Origin of the sequence: Methanobrevibacter boviskoreani JH1 (assembly GCF_000320505.1) — an archaeon.
GTDB classification, from domain to species: domain Archaea; phylum Methanobacteriota; class Methanobacteria; order Methanobacteriales; family Methanobacteriaceae; genus Methanarmilla; species Methanarmilla boviskoreani.
Genome location: NZ_BAGX02000021.1, coordinates 1 through 22599 on the forward strand (window position 1 = coordinate 1; position 22599 = coordinate 22599).

The window sequence follows — 22599 nt, forward strand, 5'->3', positions numbered from 1 at the left end:
TTAAAATCTAAAATCAAAGGTTGTAAAAATAGTATTAAAAATTTAGTTTAAAAATGATAAAAAAAGTTTTATTTAAGAATTAATTTTCTAACTCTTCCATTTCTCCTTTAACCCTGTATCCGGAGTATATGTAGAAGATACCAATAACTATTGCAACTGGTCCAAAGCTTATAATCGCTAATATACCTGCCATAATATATAAGCCCATTCTTTGTTTACTAACCGGTAACTGTGAACCTGTTAGTGCAACAATTAAAGATAAAACCATAGCAAGTATTCTCATAATATTCTGAACACCTATTGGTCCATTGGTTGCATATGTAGCAACAACCTCAGTTGCAATCACAATTATCATAATAATTGATGCATTTTTTACAATAGTCTTAGAGTCCATTGATTTCAGATTCTCTCTAAGACCTTTCTTCTCTTCATTATTTTTAATATTCGCACTTTTTTTTACCATTTTAAATCCCTTTAAAATTAACTAGTTTAAGTTAACATATATTCTTTATTCTTAAATATTATTAAACTTTTAGTAATTTTCATTCAATACCTATATTTATTATAAAATTATATTTAATTATAATAGAATTTTTAAGTTTTTTTTAAATATTTTTAAAAGGATTTATTTTTTATACAGCTTACTAAAATAAGTTTTATTATTTTTTTAGGATGAGATTATGGTATTTATAGGAATGGATCATGGAACAACAGGTATAACATTTGCCCTTCTAGACGATGATGGTAATGTTTTAGATGTCTTTGAATTGTCACGTGAGGATACTAAGGCAGGAAGGGTTAGTGCTATAGAGGAGATTTCAAAACGTTGTAGTTTGGACGATATTAAATTAATGATTGTCACATATTCAATGGGTGATGGAATAAATAAGATAACCCCTATGGACAAGGTTAAAAATAGGGGAATATTGTCTATGGAAGGTGCAGGTAAGGTTACAGGTGGAGGCACATCTGTATATTCCGAGATTGAAAAGTCAAATATTCCTGCATTACTTATTCCAGGTCTACACAAAAATTCCCCGTCCCTTGATAAACTGTTTAACGCGGCTTATTCCCACCAGGCAAGTCCTGAAAAGGTTTCAATCGTATACAATGCAGTTAAGGAAACAGGCTTGAAGAACATGATTGTCTGTGATTTAAGCTCTAACAGTGTCGATATCCTTGTGGAGGATGGTAAGATAAGGGGAGCTATTGACGCATGCTTAGGTGCCATGGGATTTGTTCACGGACCAATAGATCTTGAGATGATAAGGGATATCGATGAGGGAAAGAGAACTGCCAACGAATGTTTCTCACATGCAGGTGCGGTAAAGATTGCAGGAATCGATGACAAGGTTGCATATATGAAGAGAGATCTCTTGGAGCAATATGAGGAAGGTGAGGAGAAGGCAGTACTTGCAGTTGACTCAATGGTCATGACGATTGCAATGGAAATATTTGGTTTAATCGGTATTTCTAATAATGACATAGACGGAATTGTTCTAACAGGTTCCCTAGGTTCTATGAAGGAGCCTTTTGATTTTGAGGAGAAATTGAATAAATATCTAAAGAACAGGTATGATATTAAAATAATCTCCGCTGATTCCGGAGCCATTGGAGCAGCTCAGATAGCACGTGATATCTATAATGGTAAGAAAAACATCTTAGGTATTGATGTTGATTATTAAAATTATAAATCCTTTATGTTTTATTTTTAGATTAGATAGATAAATTCAATAAGCTAATGATTTATCTGTTTAAAAACTTTTAGAATTATTATTTTAATATTTTAGATTAAATTTTATCTTTTATAGATTCAATTAGTTTTAATCTTTAAAAATTAGTATTTTATTATTTAACTTATTTTAATTACTGATATAGTTTTTAGAAATAGTATCTTAATGTTTTGGATAATTTAAATCTTATAAAATCTTTAAAAAGTAGTATAATCAGTATTTTAAATCAGATTTTATTTCATTGAATTAATGTTGACTTTAAAAATAGTATTTGGTTAAGATTATAATAATTAACTAATTTTTTTATAAAATTAGTATATTATTATTGTAAATTTATTCTTTTATTGAGATGAAAACTATCTTTTCACCTTTAATAACTTTTAGGTTTCCATCTTCTAATTTTAAGACGGTATTTAAGAAGTTATCGATGGTTACTACATTACCTTCATATTCTTCATTGTTTTTAAGTTCTACAAGTACGTCTTTACCTTTAAATTGTAGAAATTCTTTGTTTACTTGAAATTCCTTATTGTTCATATATTATTCCTCTTGATTGAGTATTAATATATTTTTTGTTATTACTGTTATTTATAGATTTTTTTAAATTTTTATTAAAAAATCTTTTTAATAATTAATCTATATCAACTTTAAAATAGATTCTAAATTGATTATGGTATTATAAATAAGATTTAAATAGATTGATTATTAAACCTATTATTGTATTTTAGTAAAATTCTAGAATCTATCTATGTTTATTTATAATTTTAATAAAATGAGTGAGGGTTTAATATGGCTGTTAATTTAGCAGAAAGTAATTTACAAGCTATTTCAAATACAATAGCAATATTAGAAAAAGAAGAAAATCCTGATGAGAAAAAATTGAAAGAATTAAGAAAAGAAAGAGATATTATTTTAAGAGATCTTAATTTAAAATAAACCTATTTTATTTTTTAATTCTTTATTTGTGTATTTGGCTATCTTATTTTATTAGTTATAGGCGGTATTTTTCTATTTTTTATTTGTGTATTGGCTATCTTGTTTTATTGGCTATTTAGATGGTATTTTCCTATTTTTTGTTTTACTTGAATCAATTTTATTAAATTATTTTACCACTAGTTTATTTTCATGTCAAATTGTTATATTATCTACTTATTTTTGATTGTTTATTTAATATCGGATTCTTATGTTTTTTTATACTAAGTATCAAATAGGTATTAACCTTAACTACCATAACTAATTTAAAAAATATTACTATGAGTCACAGTTTAAGTTAATCTTTGTTTATCTTATCTGCCCATTTTTTGGTTTCACTAACATCTGATGTTAAATCAAGACTTAAAGGTGTAAGTGAAACCTTATGCTCTTTTTTAATGCAGTATCCATCACTACCTTCTTTATCATTATCGGTTATTGTACTGTCAATCCAATAATAGGGCTTTCCACGTGGATCATATCTTGTCTCCACCTCAGGTATGAACATCCTATTGGTTAACCTTGTAATATTGATTTCATCTGATACGGGATTTGTTGGTATGTTGAGGTTTAGAAGGTCAATGCCATCAGGCATACCATTTTCCATAACATATCCTGCAACTTTATTAAGTGTTTTAACTGCAAAATCAAAGTCAATGTTTATTCTTCCGTTTTCAAATTTTGCAGACTGGTCGTCCACTGTCTGGGATACGGCAATGGTTGGTATTCCATATGATGCCACTTCCATAGCGGCGCCCAGTGTTCCGGAGGTTGTAAGCTCTGACTTTCCCAGATTATATCCAATATTGATTCCGGAAATACATAGGTCCGGTTTCTCATCGCATAACTGAAATACACCCATAATTGCAGCATCTGTAGGTGTTCCTGATACTGCATATCCTATTTTTCCATTTCTAAGTGGCAGTTTTTTAATTCTAAGTGGTTCAAAAAGGGTTATCGCATGACCGATGCCGCTTTGCTGTGTTGAAGGTCCCACGATTATTGTTTCACCTAAACTAGATACAGCCTTGTCTGCCGCTAATATTCCACTTGAACTTACTCCATCATCATTGCATAGTAATATTTTCTTCATATACTTAGATTGATAGAATCTTATAAAAATATTTTTTTATATTTGGCTAAATTTTATCTTTAAATTGGGATATCCACTTCAAATCTGAAACGGGGCTTATTTGCAATATCTTTTATATTTTCATTAAAATCTCACTTGGCTATTTGTTTTTTTTACATATCCCATAAAAAAATTGTTTTATATATAGTGAATTTTTTTAAAATCAAAAGATATATAAAAAGATATAAACATATTTTTATTAGGATTTAGTTTTTTAATAATTACCATAAAGGGTTTAGAAACTATGGTAGTTTAAGCTTTATTTAAAATGGTATTAGGTGAAATTGTGGAAAAGCCTCAATTAGTCAATTTTGTTGCTAAAGTCATGGAAGAATCAGGTTTTAAAGTTTATAAGAATTTTAAAACTTCTCAAAAGGTAGTGGATATATATGCTGTTCTTCCAACCCAGATGGGTGATTTTGGAGTAGTTGTTGCTTGTAAAAATTATGACAAAGAATGGGAAGTAGGAATTGACATTCTTAAAGAAATGGAAATGGTAGGTAGAAGTCTTAAAGCTTCCAAGGTAGCTGTTGTTACAAGTTCTACTTTTTCTCCCCAGGCTAGAAATTATGCCTCACGTAAAAACATTAAGCTTGTTGATAGGGATAATCTAATTAGTCTTGCTAAGAAATATTCCAAGAAGAATAAAGAGCCTGATACTACTGATGATGAAACACAGGTTGTTGATGACACATCTGACCAATATTATGAGGATCAATACTACAATGGATATGTAGATGATTATGATGCAAATCCAAGCATCGCCTATTCCGACTATAATGATGGTGATGTCTATGATGATGCATATTATGAGGAGGTTGCCTTAGCCAACTATCAACCGGATATGTATTCAAGTTCTTATGCAAATTCCACCAAGGGAAATCTACATAAAACAGAGGAAAAAAAGAGAAATGAACCTAAAAAATCCAGATTATCATTTTTAAAACGTTCCCCTAGAAATAACAATAACAATGCAAGATCTTCCAGGGCTCCTAGTACAAGACCAAACAGGAATGTTGAAAGAAGGCAATCAAGGTCTATTAACCTATCCTCTAAACTTAATCAGGTTGAAAGTAAGAAGGAAACCACAGATTTGGCACCTATTTTAGGCAATCCAATTGTTTTAATATTATTGGTTGTAATTGTATCATATCTCTTAACCTATATTCTAGCTATTCTAGGCGGAATGAGTAGTGGTATTATCGGTCTAATCGAGATGGCCGCTTCTTTAATATTATCCTATGGATTGGTGTTCTTGGTTGATAAGGATGGGGCATCTGTTCTAATAAAGGGAAGTATTGTCTTCTTCGTCTCATTGATAATACTGATTATATTGATTATATTCATTTAGATTTCATAATCTAATCATTTTTATTAAAAAACATTTCAATGTTTTTTTTATTTGGCTATTTTTAATCATTTTACTATTTTTAGGCTATTTATTTATTTTCACTATTTTTAATTTATTTCAAGATTTAAATTTATTTTTTCACTATTTTAATCTAATTTAGCATTTTCACTATTTTTAACTTATTTAATCATTTTATTAATTTATTTATAATATTAAAAAGTAGCTCAAATGGAATAACTCTAAAAGTAGACAATAACCCTTAAAAAAAGCTTATAATCAATTAAAATTTAAAAAACAGACCTAAAATCAGTATGTAAAATATAGAAATCATAAAAAAAATTTAAAATAAAAAGTAGTGGTTCCGACGAGATTCGAACTCGTGATCCTCTCGTTGTAAGCGAGATATCATACCTCTAGACCACGGAACCATAAAAGTATAATACAACATACAATAGTTTGCACTTACTAGTATATAAATGTTTTGGTTTCATTATATATTCTAATTATAATATTATAAATATAATGATTATTAAATTATATAAATGTAATAATATACCAATTTAAATTATTCAATTTATAAGAAAATCCTTATATTTTAATAATTTTCAGAATATCTTCTGGCTTAAAAATGTGTTTTACATAAATGTATTTTTATTAATAATTTTAAGACTTAGAGTTAGATCTGGAAGATATCTAAGTATTTATCAATTTTTAAGAAAACAAGGAAGGATAAAATGGCATTTGATGAATCTGGAAAAATTTGGATGGATGGAGAATTAGTTGACTGGAAAGATGCTAAAATCCATGTATTATCTCATGTTGTAAATTATGGAACAGATGTATTTGAAGGAATAAGAGCATATGAAATTGACGGTAAAGCTCAAATCTTTAGATTGGAGGATCACGTAAAAAGATTGTTTGATTCTGCAAAAATCTATAAGATGGATATTCCATTTACCCAAGAAGAAATCTGTGAGGCTATTAAGGAAACAATTAAAGCTAATAATTTAACTGCATGTTATATTCGTCCTATTGTATATAGGGGGTATAAAGAGTTAGGTGTCTCACCAGTAAATTGTCCTGTAAATGTAGCTATTGCAGTATGGGAATGGGGAGCATATTTAGGTGAAGAAGGTATGGCTAATGGTGTAAACATTGGTGTCTCTTCCTGGAGAAAACCTGCTGTAAGTACTTTCCCAAATATTGCTAAAGCTGGAGCTAACTATATGTTATCCCAACTTGCAAACATGGAAGCTAAAGATAACGGATTCGATGAAGGATTACTTTTAGACGTAAATGGTAATATTGCTGAAGGTCCTGGTGAAAATGTATTCTTAGTTTTAGACGGTAAGATTTACACCCCAACATTATCAAGCTCATTACTTAAAGGTATTACAAGGGACTCTGTAATTAAACTTGCAGGAGATTTAGGTTATGAGGTAAATGTCCTACCTTTACCAAGGGATTTATTATATATTGCAGATGAAATGTTCTTTGCAGGAACTGCTGCAGAGGTTACTCCAATCCGTTCAATGGATCATCGTATTGTAGGTGAGGGTAAACGTGGACCTGTCACTGAAAAGATTCAAAGGGAATTCTTTAAAATAGTAAATGGTGAAGTTGAAGATAGATATGGATGGTTTTCACCTGTAGATTAAATTTATCAATAATTTAATCCAATCTTTTTCTTTTTTTTATTTAAATTCTAATATTCAAAAAGTATAAATAGTATAAATATATACTATAGAATGTAAAATATTTTTTACATTTTTAATTTTATTTTATTTATCGAAATTTCTAGGAGGATTTTTAATCTATGGATATTATAGTTGCAATTATTATTGGAATCGTTCAGGGATTAACAGAGTTTTTACCGGTCAGTAGTTCTGCACACCTTGTATTTGCACAGACATTCTTTGGTTTAAATTCCAATAATATATCTTTTGATGTTCTTTTACATTTAGGAACATTGGTCGCTGTTGTCGGATTCTTTTTACCTGATATAATCAATATGATTATTGCATTCTTTAAAAGTATTGCTGATTTATTTAGGGGTCAATTCAGAGAGGGTATTCAGGAAGACCCATATAAAAAATTAGCATGGTATACAATTGCAGCAAGTGTTCCTGTCGGTATTGTAGGAATATTATTTAACGATTTAGTAAGTTCATTATTCAGTGGTGTAACATTTCCAGCATTCTTCTTATTAATCACTGGTTGCCTATTATACTACTCAGAAAGACATACTAACGGTGATGTAAATCTTAAAAACTTAAGTTTAAAGGATTCCGTATTTATGGGAATAGGTCAGGCATGTGCTATCCTACCAGGTCTTTCAAGATCAGGTACAACAATTGCATTCGGTTATCTTGCAGGATTAAACAAAGAATTTGCAGCTAAATTCAGTTTTATTTTATCAATTCCAGCAATCTTAGGAGCAGCACTTGTTGAAATGAATGGTATTAGTGCAGGATTTGCGACTAATGTAATACCTTATACATTAGGATTTTTAGCAGCTGTTATCTCAGGTTTATTTGCTATAAAAGTATTGCTTAAGTTGATACAAGAGAAGAGCTTAGACATATTCGCATACTACTGTTGGATTGTAGGTGCAATAATTTTAGTTGGAAGTTTATTCTTCTTCTAAATTTTTAATTTTAAAAAAACTAAAGATTTTTGTTGGTTTTTATCATGAAGACAGAAATTAAGGTTTTAAGAAAGGAATTAAATTTAAGTCAACAGGATTTAGCGGATCAGGTTGGTGTTTCACGTCAGACAATCAATGCGTTAGAAAACAATAGGTATAACCCCTCTCTTCTAGTTGCTTATAAGATTTCTAAGGTATTGGGATGTGAACATATTGAGGATGTTTTTAAGATAGACGAATAGTTTTTTCCATTTTTAAGGGGATAAAAATGATTTTAGATATTTATAAGGATTCTTTGGAATATGCCTCTAAGGATTTTGATTCCATATTGAAGTTAGGAATATTTACCCTATTCAGTTTTATATTTATTCCGATCTTCTTTATAGAGGGATATTCCTATAGGGTCATCAAGGTTGCTACCAATGGTATGATTAATGGTGATGAGCCTTTACCTAAGTTTGGTAACTGGAAGGATATGTTTATAGATGGGTTAAAGGTTATTGTCGTTAAGTTAATCTACCTTGTTGTTCCTGTTGTCATATTCTATCTGGCTTCAGAATTTACTAACAATATGGGTGTGAAGATTCTTGCCGTCATTATCTCAGTCATATTGTTTATTGTGTTGGACATGTTTTCAATGGTGGCAATTCCTAATATTGCACAGAATGATTCTTTTAAATCTGCATTTGATTTTGAGGGTATCTTTAATACCTTGTCTTCAATAGGCTGGTTAAGATACTTCGGATTCTATATAGGTTTAAGAATCATTGAGGGAGTAATAGAGCTTATTGTATTTGCGGTGCTCTTATTGATCTTTCTAATATTTTTAGGAGTAGGTTCAATATCAGGAATATTTGCAAGTATTGATACTGTATCAGTTATTGGTTTGGTTATTATACTTCTATTTGTTTTATTCAATAGTTTAGTTGTACAGCCTTTCCTAACCATATTTGATAGCAGGTCAATAGGTTTGGTATATAATATTAGATAATTGTCTAATATGAGCGTAATATAGAGTTTAACTCTATATTAACTATTTTTCATATTTTAATCTTTTTTTATTATTTTAAGACTATCGTTTTCAGGACTTTTTTTATTATAAAAGCTATTTTTTATATTTAATCCTATTTGTCGTTTTTATGACTTATTATAAAAGCCATTTTCAGTGTTTTAATCTATTATGGGATAATTGGTTTATTTTTTAAATCTTATTGATATTTCATGGCAATTATTATTTCAAATCTTAAAGAATTTAGTTGTTCTATTTTCGTAATAGTTCCTTTTTACATAAAACTTTAATAACTATATATTTACATATACAATTGTTAACTCAAAACACTATTATTTATAAATCCATATCATTATTTTAAAAGTAGTTTTTTCTAAAATTAGTGTAACATAAAATATATTAAAATATTTGCTTATAGTTTTGATTTAATAGATTCTTTATCGTATAGGTTTTTTATGATTCTATTTTTTAGGTATTTTTAATAAATCTTATTTTATAAATTTTTATCAATTTCATTATTTGGATATTTGGTAGGTTTCATTTCTCTGATTTTTATCAGTTATATTCATTTGGCATTTGGAAAATTAGTGTCTAATAGATTTTTTAAAATCCTATTATTTTTAGGTAAACCAAAATTATATATTATAACTTTATAAATAAATTATAATGTTCATTTAGAATCCAAGTATATCATTAGATTGTTAAAATATATTTAATTCAGTTATAATTTAGTTATAAAGATTTAATTTAGTCATATGGATGTTTATTTAATTAAATGAAATGTAGTAGTTTTCTAATATATTAAAAAAATAGGTTTGGTGAAACATGTTAATAGATACTGTAAAATCATTGATTTTTTTCATTGTAGCAGGATTGTTCGAGATTGGAGGAGGATATCTTATATGGTCCTGGCTTAGGGAAGGCAGGCCATTTACCTTTGCGGTTTTAGGTGCTATCCTGCTTGTGTTATATGGAATTGTCCCAACATTTCAACCTGCAAACTTTGGAAGGGTTTATGCAGCATATGGTGGAATATTCATTGCGCTTTCAGTACTTTGGGGCTGGAAGATAGACCATGTAAAACCTGATGAGTTCGATATAATCGGTATGTGTATTGCACTTGTCGGTGTATTTATTATTATGTACTGGCCAAGGGCAGCATAGATTTTTAAAAAAAGTAGTATTTAAGAAATAAAGCTTTTAAGAGTATACACTAGCTAAGATAAACATAATACTTTAGAAAAATAGTATTTTGAAAAATAAAGCTTTAAAAAAGTATTCACTGGCCAAGATAATGTAAAATTTTAAAAAAAATAGTAATTTAATTAATATTTAAAAATTGAATTTTAAAAAATACTTTTCTTATTTGCTGCAGGTTTTAACAATACTGTCAAGTACCTCATCAATAGTTTTACCTTCCATAAGAGCCATAAACATTGCTCCACCTGCACCTGCACCTTCCTTTACAAATCCCTCAAGGTAATTGTTCAAACCACCATGGTTTGCAGTTTCGAATTTAGGATCTACAGCATTTATGGTAATGTCCTCACTAATCTGTTTTGTGATGTCAAAGATATCTGCTGTCTCGTCCCTTGCAACAAATTTGGTTGTTGCAATACAGACATTTGTAAAGTCAAAATCAGGTTTGATGGCTTTTATAACGGCACAGACTCCGGACATCTGGGTACCACTTGCAAGTACAACAGGTTTGCTGCTTCCAATTGTCATACCTGCAACTGCAGGCATCATGGGATCTCCTACCGCAGCTATTGCATCAAATACCTCCACGTCACCAGGTTTAATTCCCGCCTTTTCAAGACCCTCATTTACGGTTTTAAGTTTTAGCTCATGTGGATTGTAAGGCATACTTCCACTTACCTTATACTCCGCATCATAGCCTAAGGCTTTCAGGATTCCAAGGGCTGTAGTTGTTCCTGCCGCAATACTTTCACCAATTACAAGATAATCGTATCTTTCACTTAGTTTTTTACCAATCTCTAAGGCCTTTTCATATATTTCCTTAGGATTCTCAACTGCCTTTCCAGTGCTTATGTCCCCTCCATGGGAATTGCTTAAGGTATAACAATCTAGGTCTGGTCTTATTTCACAGCCTGCATCCACTACCTCAAGGTCACATCCGGTTAAATCGAGGCATGCCTTTGTAAGCATTGAAGGTGTAGGTGCCGCCTCTCCCTCGGAGACTGTTTCCGGAATCTCTTCCATACAGTGGGGTGCCCCATATTTCATTATCTCAACATCTGCTGCAGGGGTATACATGTTAAGTTCCTCACTAGCTCCAGCACCGCTGATTCCATGTATCTTTGATGTGTCGGTTGTAGCTATTGTGCATATAAAAACAGGTGTTTTTCCTTCAAATTTCTTGTTTATTTCTTCGTTTCCATAGGTTTTAAGACCATCTACCATTATATCACTTATCTATATCCTTTTTTTAAAAATTTCTTATAGTATGAAAATTATATATAAGTATAATAATCAATATTATAAAGCAAATAATACTTTTATAAAATAGTATTTCAAAAGTTATTGGACTTTTGTTTGGTTGAATAGCAATTTTATAAACTAGTATTCTAAAAGTAATTGGACTTTTGTTTGGTTGAATAATACTTTTATAAATTAACCTTTAATTAAGTTTTTATTAAGCTTATTTGATTTAATTTAAGTATTTTTTAATTTACAATCATTTTTATTTTATAATCATTATCTTTATAAGGAGACTCTTAGTTGATATCTTTAGGAATTGAAGGAACCGCAGAGAAAACAGGTGTAGGAATAGTCAACAGTGATGGAGAAATATTGGCTATTTGTGGTAATCAGTTATATCCGGAGGAAGGGGGAATCCATCCACGTGAAGCGGCAGAGCATCATGCATACTGGATTCCAAAATTAATACCCCAGGCTTTAGATGAGGCAGGTCTAGGCTTTGATGATATAGACCTTGTGTCATTTTCCAGAGGTCCTGGTCTTGGACCTGCACTTAGAATAGTTGCAACCTCTGCAAGAACCTTGGCACTGTCAATCAACAAACCTATCATTGGGGTTAACCATTGTATAGGACATATTGAGATTGGAAAACTTACAACCGATGCGACAAACCCTGTAACCTTGTATGTCAGTGGTGGTAACAGCCAGGTAATCGCATATGAGTCAGGACGATACAGAATATTTGGAGAGACATTGGATATTGCAGTTGGAAATTGTCTCGATCATTTTGGACGTGAAACAGGACTGGGACATCCTGGTGGACCTGTAATTGAAAAACTTGCAAAGAAAGGTTCATATATTCCACTTCCATATACGGTTAAAGGAATGGACTTCTCCTTTTCAGGTCTTTTAAGCGCATCACTTCGGGCATATAAAAACGGTGCAGCCATTGAGGATGTATGTTACTCCCTGCAGGAGACTGCCTTTTCAATGCTTGTTGAGGTTACAGAACGGGCGCTATCACATACGGAAAGGGATGAGGTATTGCTGTGTGGAGGTGTAGCTGCAAATTCACACCTACGTGAGATGTTGGATACAATGGCAAAGCAGCACTATGCACGGTTCTATATGCCTGACATGAAATACTGTGGTGATAATGGTGCGATGATTGCATGGCTCGGACTTCTGACAAGCAAATACTATGGAACCATGAGGATGGGGGACACCAATGTCATCCAAAGGTACAGGACCGATGAGGTGGATGTTCCATGGGTAAAGGACATTAACAATAGAATCAGCTTACCTGATAACTTACTTGCAAAGGGTGCGGAATCTGACATTGTAAAATCGCAGTGGTTCGACGGTTTTGAGGGATTTGATCCTATAGATGTGGTGGTTAAGAAAAGACTTCCGAAGGCATATAGGATTCCAGAGATTGATAACAAAATCAGAAAACTCAGAACAAAGTCAGAGGCAAAGATATTGTCACATGCAAAGGCCTCAGGTATTATAACCCCGATTCTATATGACATCGACCTTGTGGACAAATCCATTACAATGTCAAAGATTGAGGGTAGGATTGTTAAGGACATAATCGATGATGTTACAGATGATGCGAGGAAGGAGCTGTCATATAGGATAGGTGAATATATTGCAGATATCCATGAGCTTGATATTATCCATGGGGATTTAACAACCTCCAACATGTTGATTGACAATAACAACCAACTGGTTTTCATTGACTTTGGATTGTCATATTATTCAAACCTTATAGAGGATAAAGCCGATGATCTGCTTGTACTTAAAAAATCAATAAAAAGTGTTGACTACGATGTGGCACTTGAAACCTTTAACTGGATTCTAGAGTCATACCTTGAATACTCAGATAACTCAGACGATATTAGGGACAAAATCGAGGAAATCGAACATAGAGGTCGTTATACACATTAACATTTTATCTAGGTATTGATTTCTTTAATTTTTAAATCAATGTCCAACTATTAAGTTTTAGCTATTATTATTTAAAAATTCAATTTTTTATTTTTTTCAATTTCAGAATTTATATGAAAACGAAGTGGTTTTATGATAACATTTATTACTGGGAATAAACATAAAGTTATAGAAGCAGAGAATATATTTAAAAATTATAATATCGAACTTGAGCATATTGATTTAGGGTACATGGAACCTCAGGGAACACTTGGGGAAGTGGCTCTTTTCGGTGCAAAATATGCCAGTCGAGAATTAGGTAAATCTGTGATTGTTGAAGATGCTGGTCTTTTCATTAATGGACTTAACGGATTTCCGGGAACATATTCACATTATGTTCAGGACACATTAGGAAATAAGGGAATCCTAAAATTAATGGAGGACGTCGACGATAGAACTGCCGAATTCAGGTCAGTTATTGGGTTTTGTACCCCCAATTCTGAGCCCAAGATCTTTTTAGGCAAAGTCGATGGTTTAATCTCAACAGAAGAAAGAGGAAACTTAGGTTTTGCCTTTGATCCAATTTTTTATGTGGAATCCGAAGGCAAGACATTCGGTGAACTTACAACCGAGGAGAAGAACAAGTTTTCTCATAGAAGAAATTCTTTAACTAAATTTATTCAATGGTATTCCAGTGAATTTGATGAGTAAATGCTTATTGAGTATGATATTTCAGTGAATTTGATGAGTAAATTCTGTTATGAATTAATATTTTAAAACTTATTAGTGAATACTATGTTTTGATATTATTGTAGTAGACACTTTAGTTAGTTCAATATTTTTTTTAACCAGTAAAATACTATTTGAATATTTAGCTATTTCAGAATGTATATCGTTTTACATGTCTATTTGCTATTGTAGTTATGAATTAATCTATTTATTAGATCTTTAATCATTGGGCAAATTATTGAAAGATTAATGTCTAATTATTTCTTAATTTTATTTACATTAAAAAAACTTACAATTTAAAAAAATTATATGAGGTATTATTATGGCAAGACCTGAATGGGTAATGTATTCTGATGAAGAAATCGAAGATTTAATCGTAAAATTACACAAGGAAGGTAACTCCTCCAGTGAAATAGGTATTATCTTAAGGGACCAATATGGAGTTCCTAGTGTTAAGGAAGTTACCGGATTTAAAATCACCGAAATCCTAAAAAGAAACGATGAATTTGGTGACTATCCAGAAGACTTAATGAACTTAATCAGAAGAGCAGTTAACATTAGAGATCACATGGCAGAAAACCCTAAGGATTTACACAGTAAAAGAGGATTAATAATCGTTGAATCAAGAATCAGAAGATTAGGTAAATATTACGTAAGAGATGGTCAATTACCTGAAGGCTGGAGATATGACCCAACACAAGCAGCACTCCTTGTTAAATAGATCTGCTGAAGCTTGCAATATGCTTAAGAAGCATATTGATGAAGGCCATGTTATAAGGGTTATTTCACACAATGATGCTGATGGTTTATCTGCTGCTGGTGTAATAACTAATGCCATTAAGGAAGAAGGTGGTCAGTTTCATGTTACCATAGTTTCCAGACTTCAGATGGATGTTATCAATGATTTGAAAAAGGAAAACTATGAGCTTTTCGTATTCTGTGATATGGGAAGCGCATGTCTAAAACCACTAAACTCTTTTAAGGCAGACATTATTATTGCAGACCATCATCAACCTGCAGATGTTGAGACTGGAGACAATATTGTTCATGTGAATCCCCATCTATTCGGTGTGGACGGAAGCAGGGAGCTAAGTGGGGCAGGTTCCACTTATCTCTGCATACGTGATTTGGATAAGAAGCATCTTGCATACCTTGCACTTGTAGGCGCATTCGGTGACATGCAAGGTGAAGATGGATTTATGGGCATGAATAAATTGATTCTACAGGATGCTATTGAGTCCGGTACTGTGGAGATACATGAAGGACTTAAGATTGCATCAAAATCAACAGAGGCAGTTTATAAATCATTGGCATACACTTTTAAACCTGCTCTTCCAGGCTTGACAGGGGATCTTGAAGGTTCTCAACAGTTCTTGGAACAGTTAGGATTGTCCTATGGAATTAAGTTCACTGATTTAAGTGGTGAGGAACAGGACCTCTTAAAGGATGCCTTAATCCAGATCAATCCTAAAATCCTATCTGAGGTATACACTGCTCCTAAGGAGATATCCTACCTACAGGATTTAGAGGACTTCTCGGATATTCTTGATGCATGTGGAAAAAACAAAAAATATGGTCTGGGTTTAAGTTTAGCCTTAGGTGAACGTGGAGAGGCACTTTACACTGCACTGAAACTTAGAAACAATTACAGATCTCAACTTATTAAAGGTATGGAATGGGTTAAAAAAGAGGGAGCTGTACAGCTTAACACTATTCAATATCTCTATAGTGAAGACCAAATCATTAAGAAAGTCATGGGAACCATCGCAAGTGTAGGCCTGACCGTTGGTCTTTTTGACGAGAACAAGCCTGTACTGGGCCTGTCCAGATTGCATAAGGACATAAAGGTCTCAGGCAGAACCTTAAGGCCAATGATTGAACGTGGTGTCAATCTTGGTAAGGCACTTAACGAATGTTCCTCCAACTTTGGTGGCCAGGGCGGAGGTCATGATATAGCAGCCGGTGCCATGATTCCATATGGGGCTAAAGACGAATTCTTACATCTGGTTGATCAGGCCATAGCCTATCAACTTGAAAACAATAGTTAAATAGTTAATTCTATTTAACTACTCTACTTTTTTTTATTTTTGAATATTATTTAATTTTATAAATTAAACAATATTTATTTTAATTTAATTATTTGTCTATTTTTATAAAATGTGGATTTATATTATATTTAATTTATTTTAAGAATTATATTTGTTTCTTAAAAAGCTTTTTAAATACTTGTTTTACTTTGATTTGATAATAAAAGTATAATTTGTAGATGGAATAGTTTTAGATTTTTAATTGCAATTTATTTTTAAAATTGTTGATTTTAAACAAGATATTACATTTAATAATTTAAATAGTTCCTTATTTTTTTATTTTTTTTATTAGAAAATTTAAAATATTAATTAACATAGATTATAAGTATAAAACCTTACATTTTTAAAACTTAACCTTTATTATTAAAAATTACAAATATGAGGGGGATGCTTTTGGAAGTTAATGATATTGTAGACATAAAAAAACAGATTGAATCATTAAGAACTAATTTATTAGATATGAATTTAAGAAACAACTTATTAAATTTTAGACCACGTAAAAAATCTATTAAAGTTGTTGATGAGAATATAGCTGAATTATATGGTATATTAGTTACTAATGAAAAAACAATGGAATTTTTGTCTAATTCTAATATTGATGATGATTTTTCAGTAGATGATACATGGGAAATCAATTCATTTATTAAAGAATCTCATAAAGATTTATACTTACAAACAGATTATGATAAGGATGAACTTAGAAAAAAACTGTCTAGATTATATGATGGCAGTAAAACTTCCATCGAGGAAAGGGGTTATAATAACCTTTATCTTGCTCTTGGTTTTTTAGAATGGACTGATGTTAGTTATCAAGAAAGTAAATACAAAGCACCTCTTATTTTAATTCCTTTACAAATCAAAAGGGATTCTGTATCCTCCCCGTATAGAGTTTCCTGGAACTCAGAAGAGGTTAAGTATAATATTTCATTAGAGGTTAAACTTAAAGATCAAGGTATAGATTTACCTTCTTTTGATGATTTGGAGTCTAAGGATGAATTAAACAATTATTTAAAATCTATTCAAGATATTATTAACTCTAAAACTTCTAACTGGAGAATTGTAAATGATATTTATTTGGATAATTTTGATTTTAAAAAGTTTGTAATGTATAAAGATTTGGATTTAAGTCGATGGGGTAATATTAAAAATAATTCTATAAAAACATTATTTGAAGTTGATGAATCAGATAGGGATTTTGAAGATTATGGTTATGATTATGAGGAAGAAGTAAGCTTAATGAAATCATCTGATATTTTTAATGTTGTTGATGCTGATTCATCTCAAATTTCAGTTTTAAAAGAAGTAACAGAGGGTAATAAAAATTTAGTTGTTGAGGGACCTCCTGGTACTGGTAAATCTCAAACTATTGTAAATATTATTGCAGAATTAATGGCAAATGATAAAAAAATTCTTTTTGTAAGTGAGAAAAAAGCAGCATTAGAGGTTGTTAAATCTAAATTAGATTCTATAGGTTTAGGTGATGGTTGTTTAGAGCTTTATGGAAGAAATACTAATAAAAAAGATTTTTTGAATGAGTTAGAGAGGGTTACTAAGCTTGATTCAGTCAAAATTAATGATAAATCTATTTTTAATAAGGTAGATGAGGTTAAAACAGATTTAAATAATTATGTAAACATCTTACACTCTTCTTATGGAAAAACTGGTTTAACTTACTATGAATTAATGGGTATGTTGGAATTAAATAATCAAAAACTAGACAAAAATAATCAGGAAAAATATCGATTTGATGTTGGTTCTGTTTCTAATTTAACTAAAGAAGATCGTGAGATTATTGTTGAAAATTTAAATGAAATCAAAATAAATTATGACCAAATAAGTCCATATCATAATAATTTGTGGTTAGATACTAATTTTAGGGAATTGAATTCATCTGATTATCATGAAATTGGTCAAAATCTCGAATCATTAATTAATTATTCTAATAAATTCAGTGAATTCAGTGAAAACCTTCATAATTTAATAGGGATAACTAAGTTTGAAAATTTTGATATCGATAATTCTATTGCAAAAATAGAACTTCTTAAACCTAATTTAAAATTAATTGAAGATGAGTATTTACCAGAAATTATCCATGATATTGGTAAGTTTCAGTCTGATGTTGGTGTTTTTGGTTTGGATGTTGGTTCTGAGGGTCTTGTTGATGATATTGGTTCTTTGATTGATGAGGCTGATTCTTTTAGTTCTGATTCTTTTGATATTGGTGATTTTGATAGTTGTGTTTCTGATTATAGGTTGTTAGATGGTGAGGATGATTTAGTTTCTGTTGTTGATAGGATTTCAGATTTTTGTGTTAAGTCTAAGGGTTTGGATTTGGATAGTTTTGGTTTGGATGTTGATTTGGATGGTTTAAGGTCTAGTGTTGATGATTTGTCTGGTGTTCTTGGTTCTGGATTTGATTTTTATTTTGTTGATTGTGATGTGTTTGATGGTATTGTTGGTCGTTTTGATGCTTTTAAATCTGGATTTTTTGAGAGTTTATTAGAGGATATTGGTAAGTTTCAGTCTGATGTTGGTGTTTTTGGTTTGGATGTTGGTTCTGAGGGTCTTGTTGATGATATTGGTTCTTTGATTGATGAGGCTGATTCTTTTAGTTCTGATTCTTTTGATATTGGTGATTTTGATAGTTGTGTTTCTGATTATAGGTTGTTAGATGGTGAGGATGATTTAGTTTCTGTTGTTGATAGGATTTCAGATTTTTGTGTTAAGTCTAAGGGTTTGGATTTGGATAGTTTTGGTTTGGATGTTGATTTGGATGGTTTAAGGTCTAGTGTTGATGATTTGTCTGGTGTTCTTGGTTCTGGATTTGATTTTTATTTTGTTGATTGTGATGTGTTTGATGGTATTGTTGGTCGTTTTGATGCTTTTAAATCTGGATCTTTTGATAGTTTGTTAAAGGATATTGATAAGTTCCAAATAAGAACTAAGGGTATTGATAAGGATGTATTAAGATTAAATTTAAATTCAATGAAAATAAATGCAGAAAATTTATTAAATGATTTAGATGGTTTATATTTAGATTATACTAAAATTACAGACATCAATGACTTCGAAGAATTAGTTTCTAACTTTAAAGAGAATAAAGAATCAATTGAAAGTTCTAATTTATACCCTCTATTAAAAGATTCTAACATCCGTGGTAAATTTAAATATTTTCAGGAAGGTAAAGATTCTTTAATTAAAAGAAAGTTTAACAGTAATTTTAAAGAGATTTCAAAACAATTTCATGGATATTATATTGAGGAAGTCTCTGATGATAAAATTGTTGAGGATTTAGGTACTTTATTATCATTAAACCAAAAATTAACTGTTTTAAGGGATAAAATTTTAGCTTATGCTAAATCTAATATTGATGATAATAAAATTGTTGTTGAATCTGAGAATTTGTTAAAATGGTTTAAAAATTTAGAAAATATTATTAAAAAATTATCTAACTACAAAATTAATACTAATGTCGAATCTTTAATCAATGATTTAAACAGTATTTCCGAGGCTAGTGAATTTTTAAACAAAATTTACACTGAAAATTCTTCTTGTGTTTCTGAGTTGGAGGGTATTAGGGATAGTTTGGAGGATTATCAGTTTAAGATTATTGGTAATGTTTTTAATTGTAAATTTAATCGTTTGGTTTGTCTTAAAAACTTGTTGAATCATATTGTTGATGAGAATTCTTCTTGTGTTTCTGAGTTGGAGGGTATTAGGGATAGTTTGGAGGATTATCAGTTTAAGATTATTGGTAATGTTTTTAATTCTAAACATAATACCTTAATTGAAGCTAATTACTTGTTAGATACTATTAAATCTTATGATTCTAAAGGTAAATATTATTTTAATGATTTATGGAATTCTTATAAATCTTCGTCTGAAACTTTGCTCAGAGAATTTAAAATAATCAAAGAATTTAATGATAACTATAACTCTGGATTTTTCAATGATACAACTTTGGACTTTGTTAATAATGGAGATTTTTCAATTTTAAATGAGAATATTGATGGAATTAAAAGATGTAAATCTAAAATATTTAAAAATTTTAATAATATAAATGATAAGATAGATTTATCTAATAAATTAGAGGTTTCAAACTTGAATTTGGTTGATCTTAATGATTTTAATAAATTAATTGTGACATTACGTAATAATGTAGATGAATTACATCCGTTAAAATTGTTTGTTGATTGTTGTAATAAATATTCTAATAAATTCACTGAGAATTTAATTAATATTATTAAAGAAGATAAAATAAAATCTGACATGTTTGAAAGTATATTTCTTTTTAACTTTGCTAATAATGCTCTAAAAGATATTTTTGATGATGAGAAGTGTTTGGAAGAGTTTAATTATAAAACTCATGAGGAAGAAATTGAAAAATTTAAAGAATTAGATCAAAATACTTTAAAATTAAATAGATATCGAGTTAAAGAGGCTCTAGCTAATAAAAGACCAAACATTAATAGAAAATGGTCTAAAAGTTCTCCAATGGGTATTTTAAAATTTCAATTTTCTAAAAAAAGATGTTTAATGTCTATTAGACGATTACTTTCAAATGCTCTTGATGCTATAATATTGCTTAAGCCTTGTTTTATGATGAGTCCAGTATCTATTGCTCAATATTTGCCTCCTGAAATTTTTGAATCTTACTTTGATTATGTAATATTTGATGAAGCTAGTCAAGTTGAGGTATCTGATGCAATTGGCGCAATGATGAGGGGTAAACATTACATTGTTATGGGTGATACTAAACAGCTACCACCAACAAGGTTCTTTGAGTCTTCATTGGATATTGATGATGAGGATGAGGACCTCAACAATGTTAAAGATTTAGAGAGTATTCTTCATTTGTGTGAAAATTCCTTTGAGCGTAGGGTTTTAAGATGGCATTATAGAAGTAGACATCAATCCTTAATTGAATTTTCAAATTATGCATTTTATAACAATGAGTTATATGTATTTCCGTCACCTGTTAAAAATTCAGATGATTTGGGCTTAAAATTTATGTATAATCCAAATACTGTTTATGAGAAAGGATCAAAAAATATTAAAGAAGCTGAGGATGTAGTAGAATATGCATTTAATTCATTTAGAAAATATGGTAATTCAAAGAGTTTAGGTATAGGAACTTTTAGTATTAAACAGAAACAGGTTATTATGGATGTATTAGAAACCAAACTCAAGCAACATCCTGAACTTGAACAATACTTTAATGAGGATGGTAAGGAAGGATTTTTTGTAAAAAACCTAGAAAATATACAAGGTGATGAAAGGGATATTATTTTGATTAGTGTTGGTTATGGTAAAAATAGTTTAGGTCAACTAAGACTAAATTTTGGACCTTTGAATAGAGATGGTGGAGAAAGAAGGCTGAATGTACTTATAACTAGGGCAAGGGAACAATGTGTAATTTTCTCAAATTTCAAGTCTTCTGATATGGCTGTTGATAAAATACGCTCTAAAGGAGTTAAAATTTTTAAAGATTATCTCTATTTTGCTGAAACAGGTAAGTTACCATCAAGTTACCTCTTAGATAATGATTTTGATTCTGATTTTGAAAGATCAGTATATGACTTCTTAGTTGATAATGGATATGAAGTTGAAAAACAAGTAGGGTGTGCAAATTATAGAATTGATTTAGCTGTTGTTGATAATCATAATCCTGACAATTATATTTTAGGAATTGAATGTGATGGTGCCATGTATCACTCTTCCAAAGTTGCAAGAGATAGGGATAGATTGAGACAAGAAGTTTTGGAAGGTTTAGGATGGAAATTATATAGAATATGGTCAACTGATTGGTATCATGCACGAGATTCTGCTAAAAAAAGGTTATTAAATGCTGTAGAATATGCTTATAAAAACAAGAATACAATTAATACAAAAAAAGAAGTAACTCCAGATTTTGATATTAATGTAACTATTGAACCTAATAATGATTTGAATGATGATGAAGATTCCTACTTTGTACCATACACGTATTGGAGATATGATTCCAGTTTAGATACTGATTTATATTATTCAATCTTAAGAATGGTTAAGGTTGAAGGGCCAGTTCATATTGATGATATCTATGATCGTATAAAAATTTTCAATGGAAACAAGGCAACAAAAAAATTTAAAAATTTGGTTTCATTAGTGTTGTCTAATTTAATTTCAAAAAAAGAGATTAAAAAAGATGTTAACTTTTATTATGGTGTAGATTTTGATTTAAGTAAAATTAAAGTTAGAAATAGAGATAAACCTGAAATTGATAGGATTTATACAAAAGAGGTTCTTTTGTCAATAATTTATACTTTAAAAATAGAATTGGCTTTATCTAAGGAAGATTTAATTAAAGAAAGTTCTATTAATTTAGGTTTTAAGAGATTAACTTCTAGGGTGTCTCAAAAACTTGAATCAAGTGTTAATGCATTATTAAATGATGGTTTCATAATTGTGGATGAGAACAGTAATTTAAAATTGAACGAAGATAAAATTTAATATTTTTCATTTTTTTTAATTTCAAAAATTGTATTCTTCAAAGTATCTTTATTTATATTATTAGAAAATATTGACTGGA

At 30.1% G+C, this 22599-nt stretch carries 17 protein-coding genes and 1 tRNA gene; 13 read left to right on the forward strand and 5 right to left on the reverse strand.

The window, feature by feature from the left end:
• Positions 1 to 79 precede the first annotated feature (79 nt).
• The gene (locus tag ON24_RS05765) at positions 80 to 463 is read right to left on the reverse strand and encodes a hypothetical protein (protein ID WP_040682259.1); all 384 of its coding nucleotides are present in this window, start codon (positions 461 to 463) and stop codon (positions 80 to 82) included.
• 217 nt (positions 464 to 680) lie between these two features.
• Here ON24_RS05765 and ON24_RS05770 point away from each other — a divergent pair, with 217 nt between their 5' ends.
• Complete coding sequence (locus tag ON24_RS05770; protein WP_040682260.1) at positions 681 to 1685, forward strand: methanogenesis marker 12 protein; 1005 nt, start codon at positions 681 to 683, stop codon at positions 1683 to 1685.
• A 381-nt stretch (positions 1686 to 2066) separates the two neighbouring features.
• On the opposite strand, the gene ON24_RS05775 is transcribed toward ON24_RS05770, so the two are convergent.
• Positions 2067 to 2270, reverse strand: a complete 204-nt coding sequence (locus ON24_RS05775; RefSeq protein ID WP_016357692.1) for an LSM domain-containing protein — start codon at positions 2268 to 2270, stop codon at positions 2067 to 2069.
• 252 nt (positions 2271 to 2522) lie between these two features.
• Between ON24_RS05775 and ON24_RS09420 the strand changes: the two genes are divergently transcribed.
• Positions 2523 to 2669 (forward strand): hypothetical protein, encoded by a 147-nt coding sequence (locus ON24_RS09420; RefSeq protein ID WP_016357693.1) that lies wholly within the window; start codon positions 2523 to 2525, stop codon positions 2667 to 2669.
• A gap of 334 nt (positions 2670 to 3003) precedes the next feature.
• Here ON24_RS09420 and surE read toward each other — a convergent pair whose 3' ends face one another.
• Entirely contained in the window at positions 3004 to 3798 is a 795-nt protein-coding gene (gene surE / locus ON24_RS05780) for a 5'/3'-nucleotidase SurE (protein WP_016357694.1), read from the reverse strand.
• Between the two features lie 325 nt (positions 3799 to 4123).
• On the opposite strand from surE, the gene ON24_RS09545 reads away from it, so the two are divergent.
• Positions 4124 to 5188, forward strand: a complete 1065-nt coding sequence (locus ON24_RS09545; RefSeq protein WP_040682305.1) for a restriction endonuclease — start codon at positions 4124 to 4126, stop codon at positions 5186 to 5188.
• 356 nt (positions 5189 to 5544) lie between these two features.
• Here ON24_RS09545 and ON24_RS05790 read toward each other — a convergent pair.
• A tRNA-Val gene (locus ON24_RS05790) sits at positions 5545 to 5616 on the reverse strand.
• A gap of 306 nt (positions 5617 to 5922) precedes the next feature.
• On the opposite strand from ON24_RS05790, the gene ON24_RS05795 reads away from it, so the two are divergent.
• The 5 genes from ON24_RS05795 to ON24_RS05815 all read left to right on the forward strand — a co-directional run bounded on the left by ON24_RS05795 (position 5923) and on the right by ON24_RS05815 (position 10008).
• A complete protein-coding gene (locus ON24_RS05795) occupies positions 5923 to 6846 on the forward strand; it encodes a branched-chain amino acid transaminase (RefSeq protein ID WP_016357696.1) in 924 nt (307 codons plus the stop codon).
• A gap of 158 nt (positions 6847 to 7004) precedes the next feature.
• Complete coding sequence (locus ON24_RS05800) at positions 7005 to 7835, forward strand: undecaprenyl-diphosphate phosphatase (RefSeq protein ID WP_040682261.1); 831 nt, start codon at positions 7005 to 7007, stop codon at positions 7833 to 7835.
• A 44-nt stretch (positions 7836 to 7879) separates the two neighbouring features.
• A complete protein-coding gene (locus tag ON24_RS05805) occupies positions 7880 to 8077 on the forward strand; it encodes a helix-turn-helix transcriptional regulator (protein WP_016357698.1) in 198 nt (65 codons plus the stop codon).
• Between the two features lie 26 nt (positions 8078 to 8103).
• Positions 8104 to 8826, forward strand: a complete 723-nt coding sequence (locus ON24_RS05810; protein WP_040682262.1) for a DUF4013 domain-containing protein — start codon at positions 8104 to 8106, stop codon at positions 8824 to 8826.
• Positions 8827 to 9669: 843 nt separating this feature from the next.
• Positions 9670 to 10008: a YnfA family protein gene (locus tag ON24_RS05815; RefSeq protein ID WP_201415763.1), complete on the forward strand. Its 339-nt coding sequence runs from the start codon at positions 9670 to 9672 to the stop codon at positions 10006 to 10008.
• 198 nt (positions 10009 to 10206) lie between these two features.
• Here the strand turns inward: ON24_RS05815 and cobT are convergent, their stop codons facing one another.
• On the reverse strand, positions 10207 to 11268 hold the full coding sequence (gene cobT, locus ON24_RS05820) for a nicotinate mononucleotide-dependent phosphoribosyltransferase CobT (RefSeq protein WP_040682263.1): 1062 nt from the start codon (positions 11266 to 11268) through the stop codon (positions 10207 to 10209).
• A 318-nt stretch (positions 11269 to 11586) separates the two neighbouring features.
• On the opposite strand from cobT, the gene ON24_RS05825 reads away from it, so the two are divergent.
• From ON24_RS05825 to ON24_RS08970, 5 genes are all read left to right on the forward strand, one after another.
• Positions 11587 to 13236: a bifunctional N(6)-L-threonylcarbamoyladenine synthase/serine/threonine protein kinase gene (locus tag ON24_RS05825; RefSeq protein ID WP_040682264.1), complete on the forward strand. Its 1650-nt coding sequence runs from the start codon at positions 11587 to 11589 to the stop codon at positions 13234 to 13236.
• A gap of 132 nt (positions 13237 to 13368) precedes the next feature.
• Entirely contained in the window at positions 13369 to 13926 is a 558-nt protein-coding gene (locus ON24_RS05830; RefSeq protein ID WP_040682265.1) for an XTP/dITP diphosphatase, read from the forward strand.
• A 340-nt stretch (positions 13927 to 14266) separates the two neighbouring features.
• Positions 14267 to 14665, forward strand: coding sequence for a 30S ribosomal protein S15 (locus ON24_RS05835; RefSeq protein ID WP_040682266.1), 399 nt, complete (start codon positions 14267 to 14269; stop codon positions 14663 to 14665).
• Positions 14655 to 15992 (forward strand): single-stranded-DNA-specific exonuclease RecJ, encoded by a 1338-nt coding sequence (locus tag ON24_RS05840; RefSeq protein ID WP_081585245.1) that lies wholly within the window; start codon positions 14655 to 14657, stop codon positions 15990 to 15992. Before ON24_RS05835 ends, ON24_RS05840 begins: the two co-directional genes overlap by 11 nt.
• A gap of 432 nt (positions 15993 to 16424) precedes the next feature.
• A complete protein-coding gene (locus tag ON24_RS08970; RefSeq protein ID WP_050553574.1) occupies positions 16425 to 22520 on the forward strand; it encodes a DUF4011 domain-containing protein in 6096 nt (2031 codons plus the stop codon).
• The last annotated feature ends 79 nt before the right edge of the window (positions 22521 to 22599 follow it).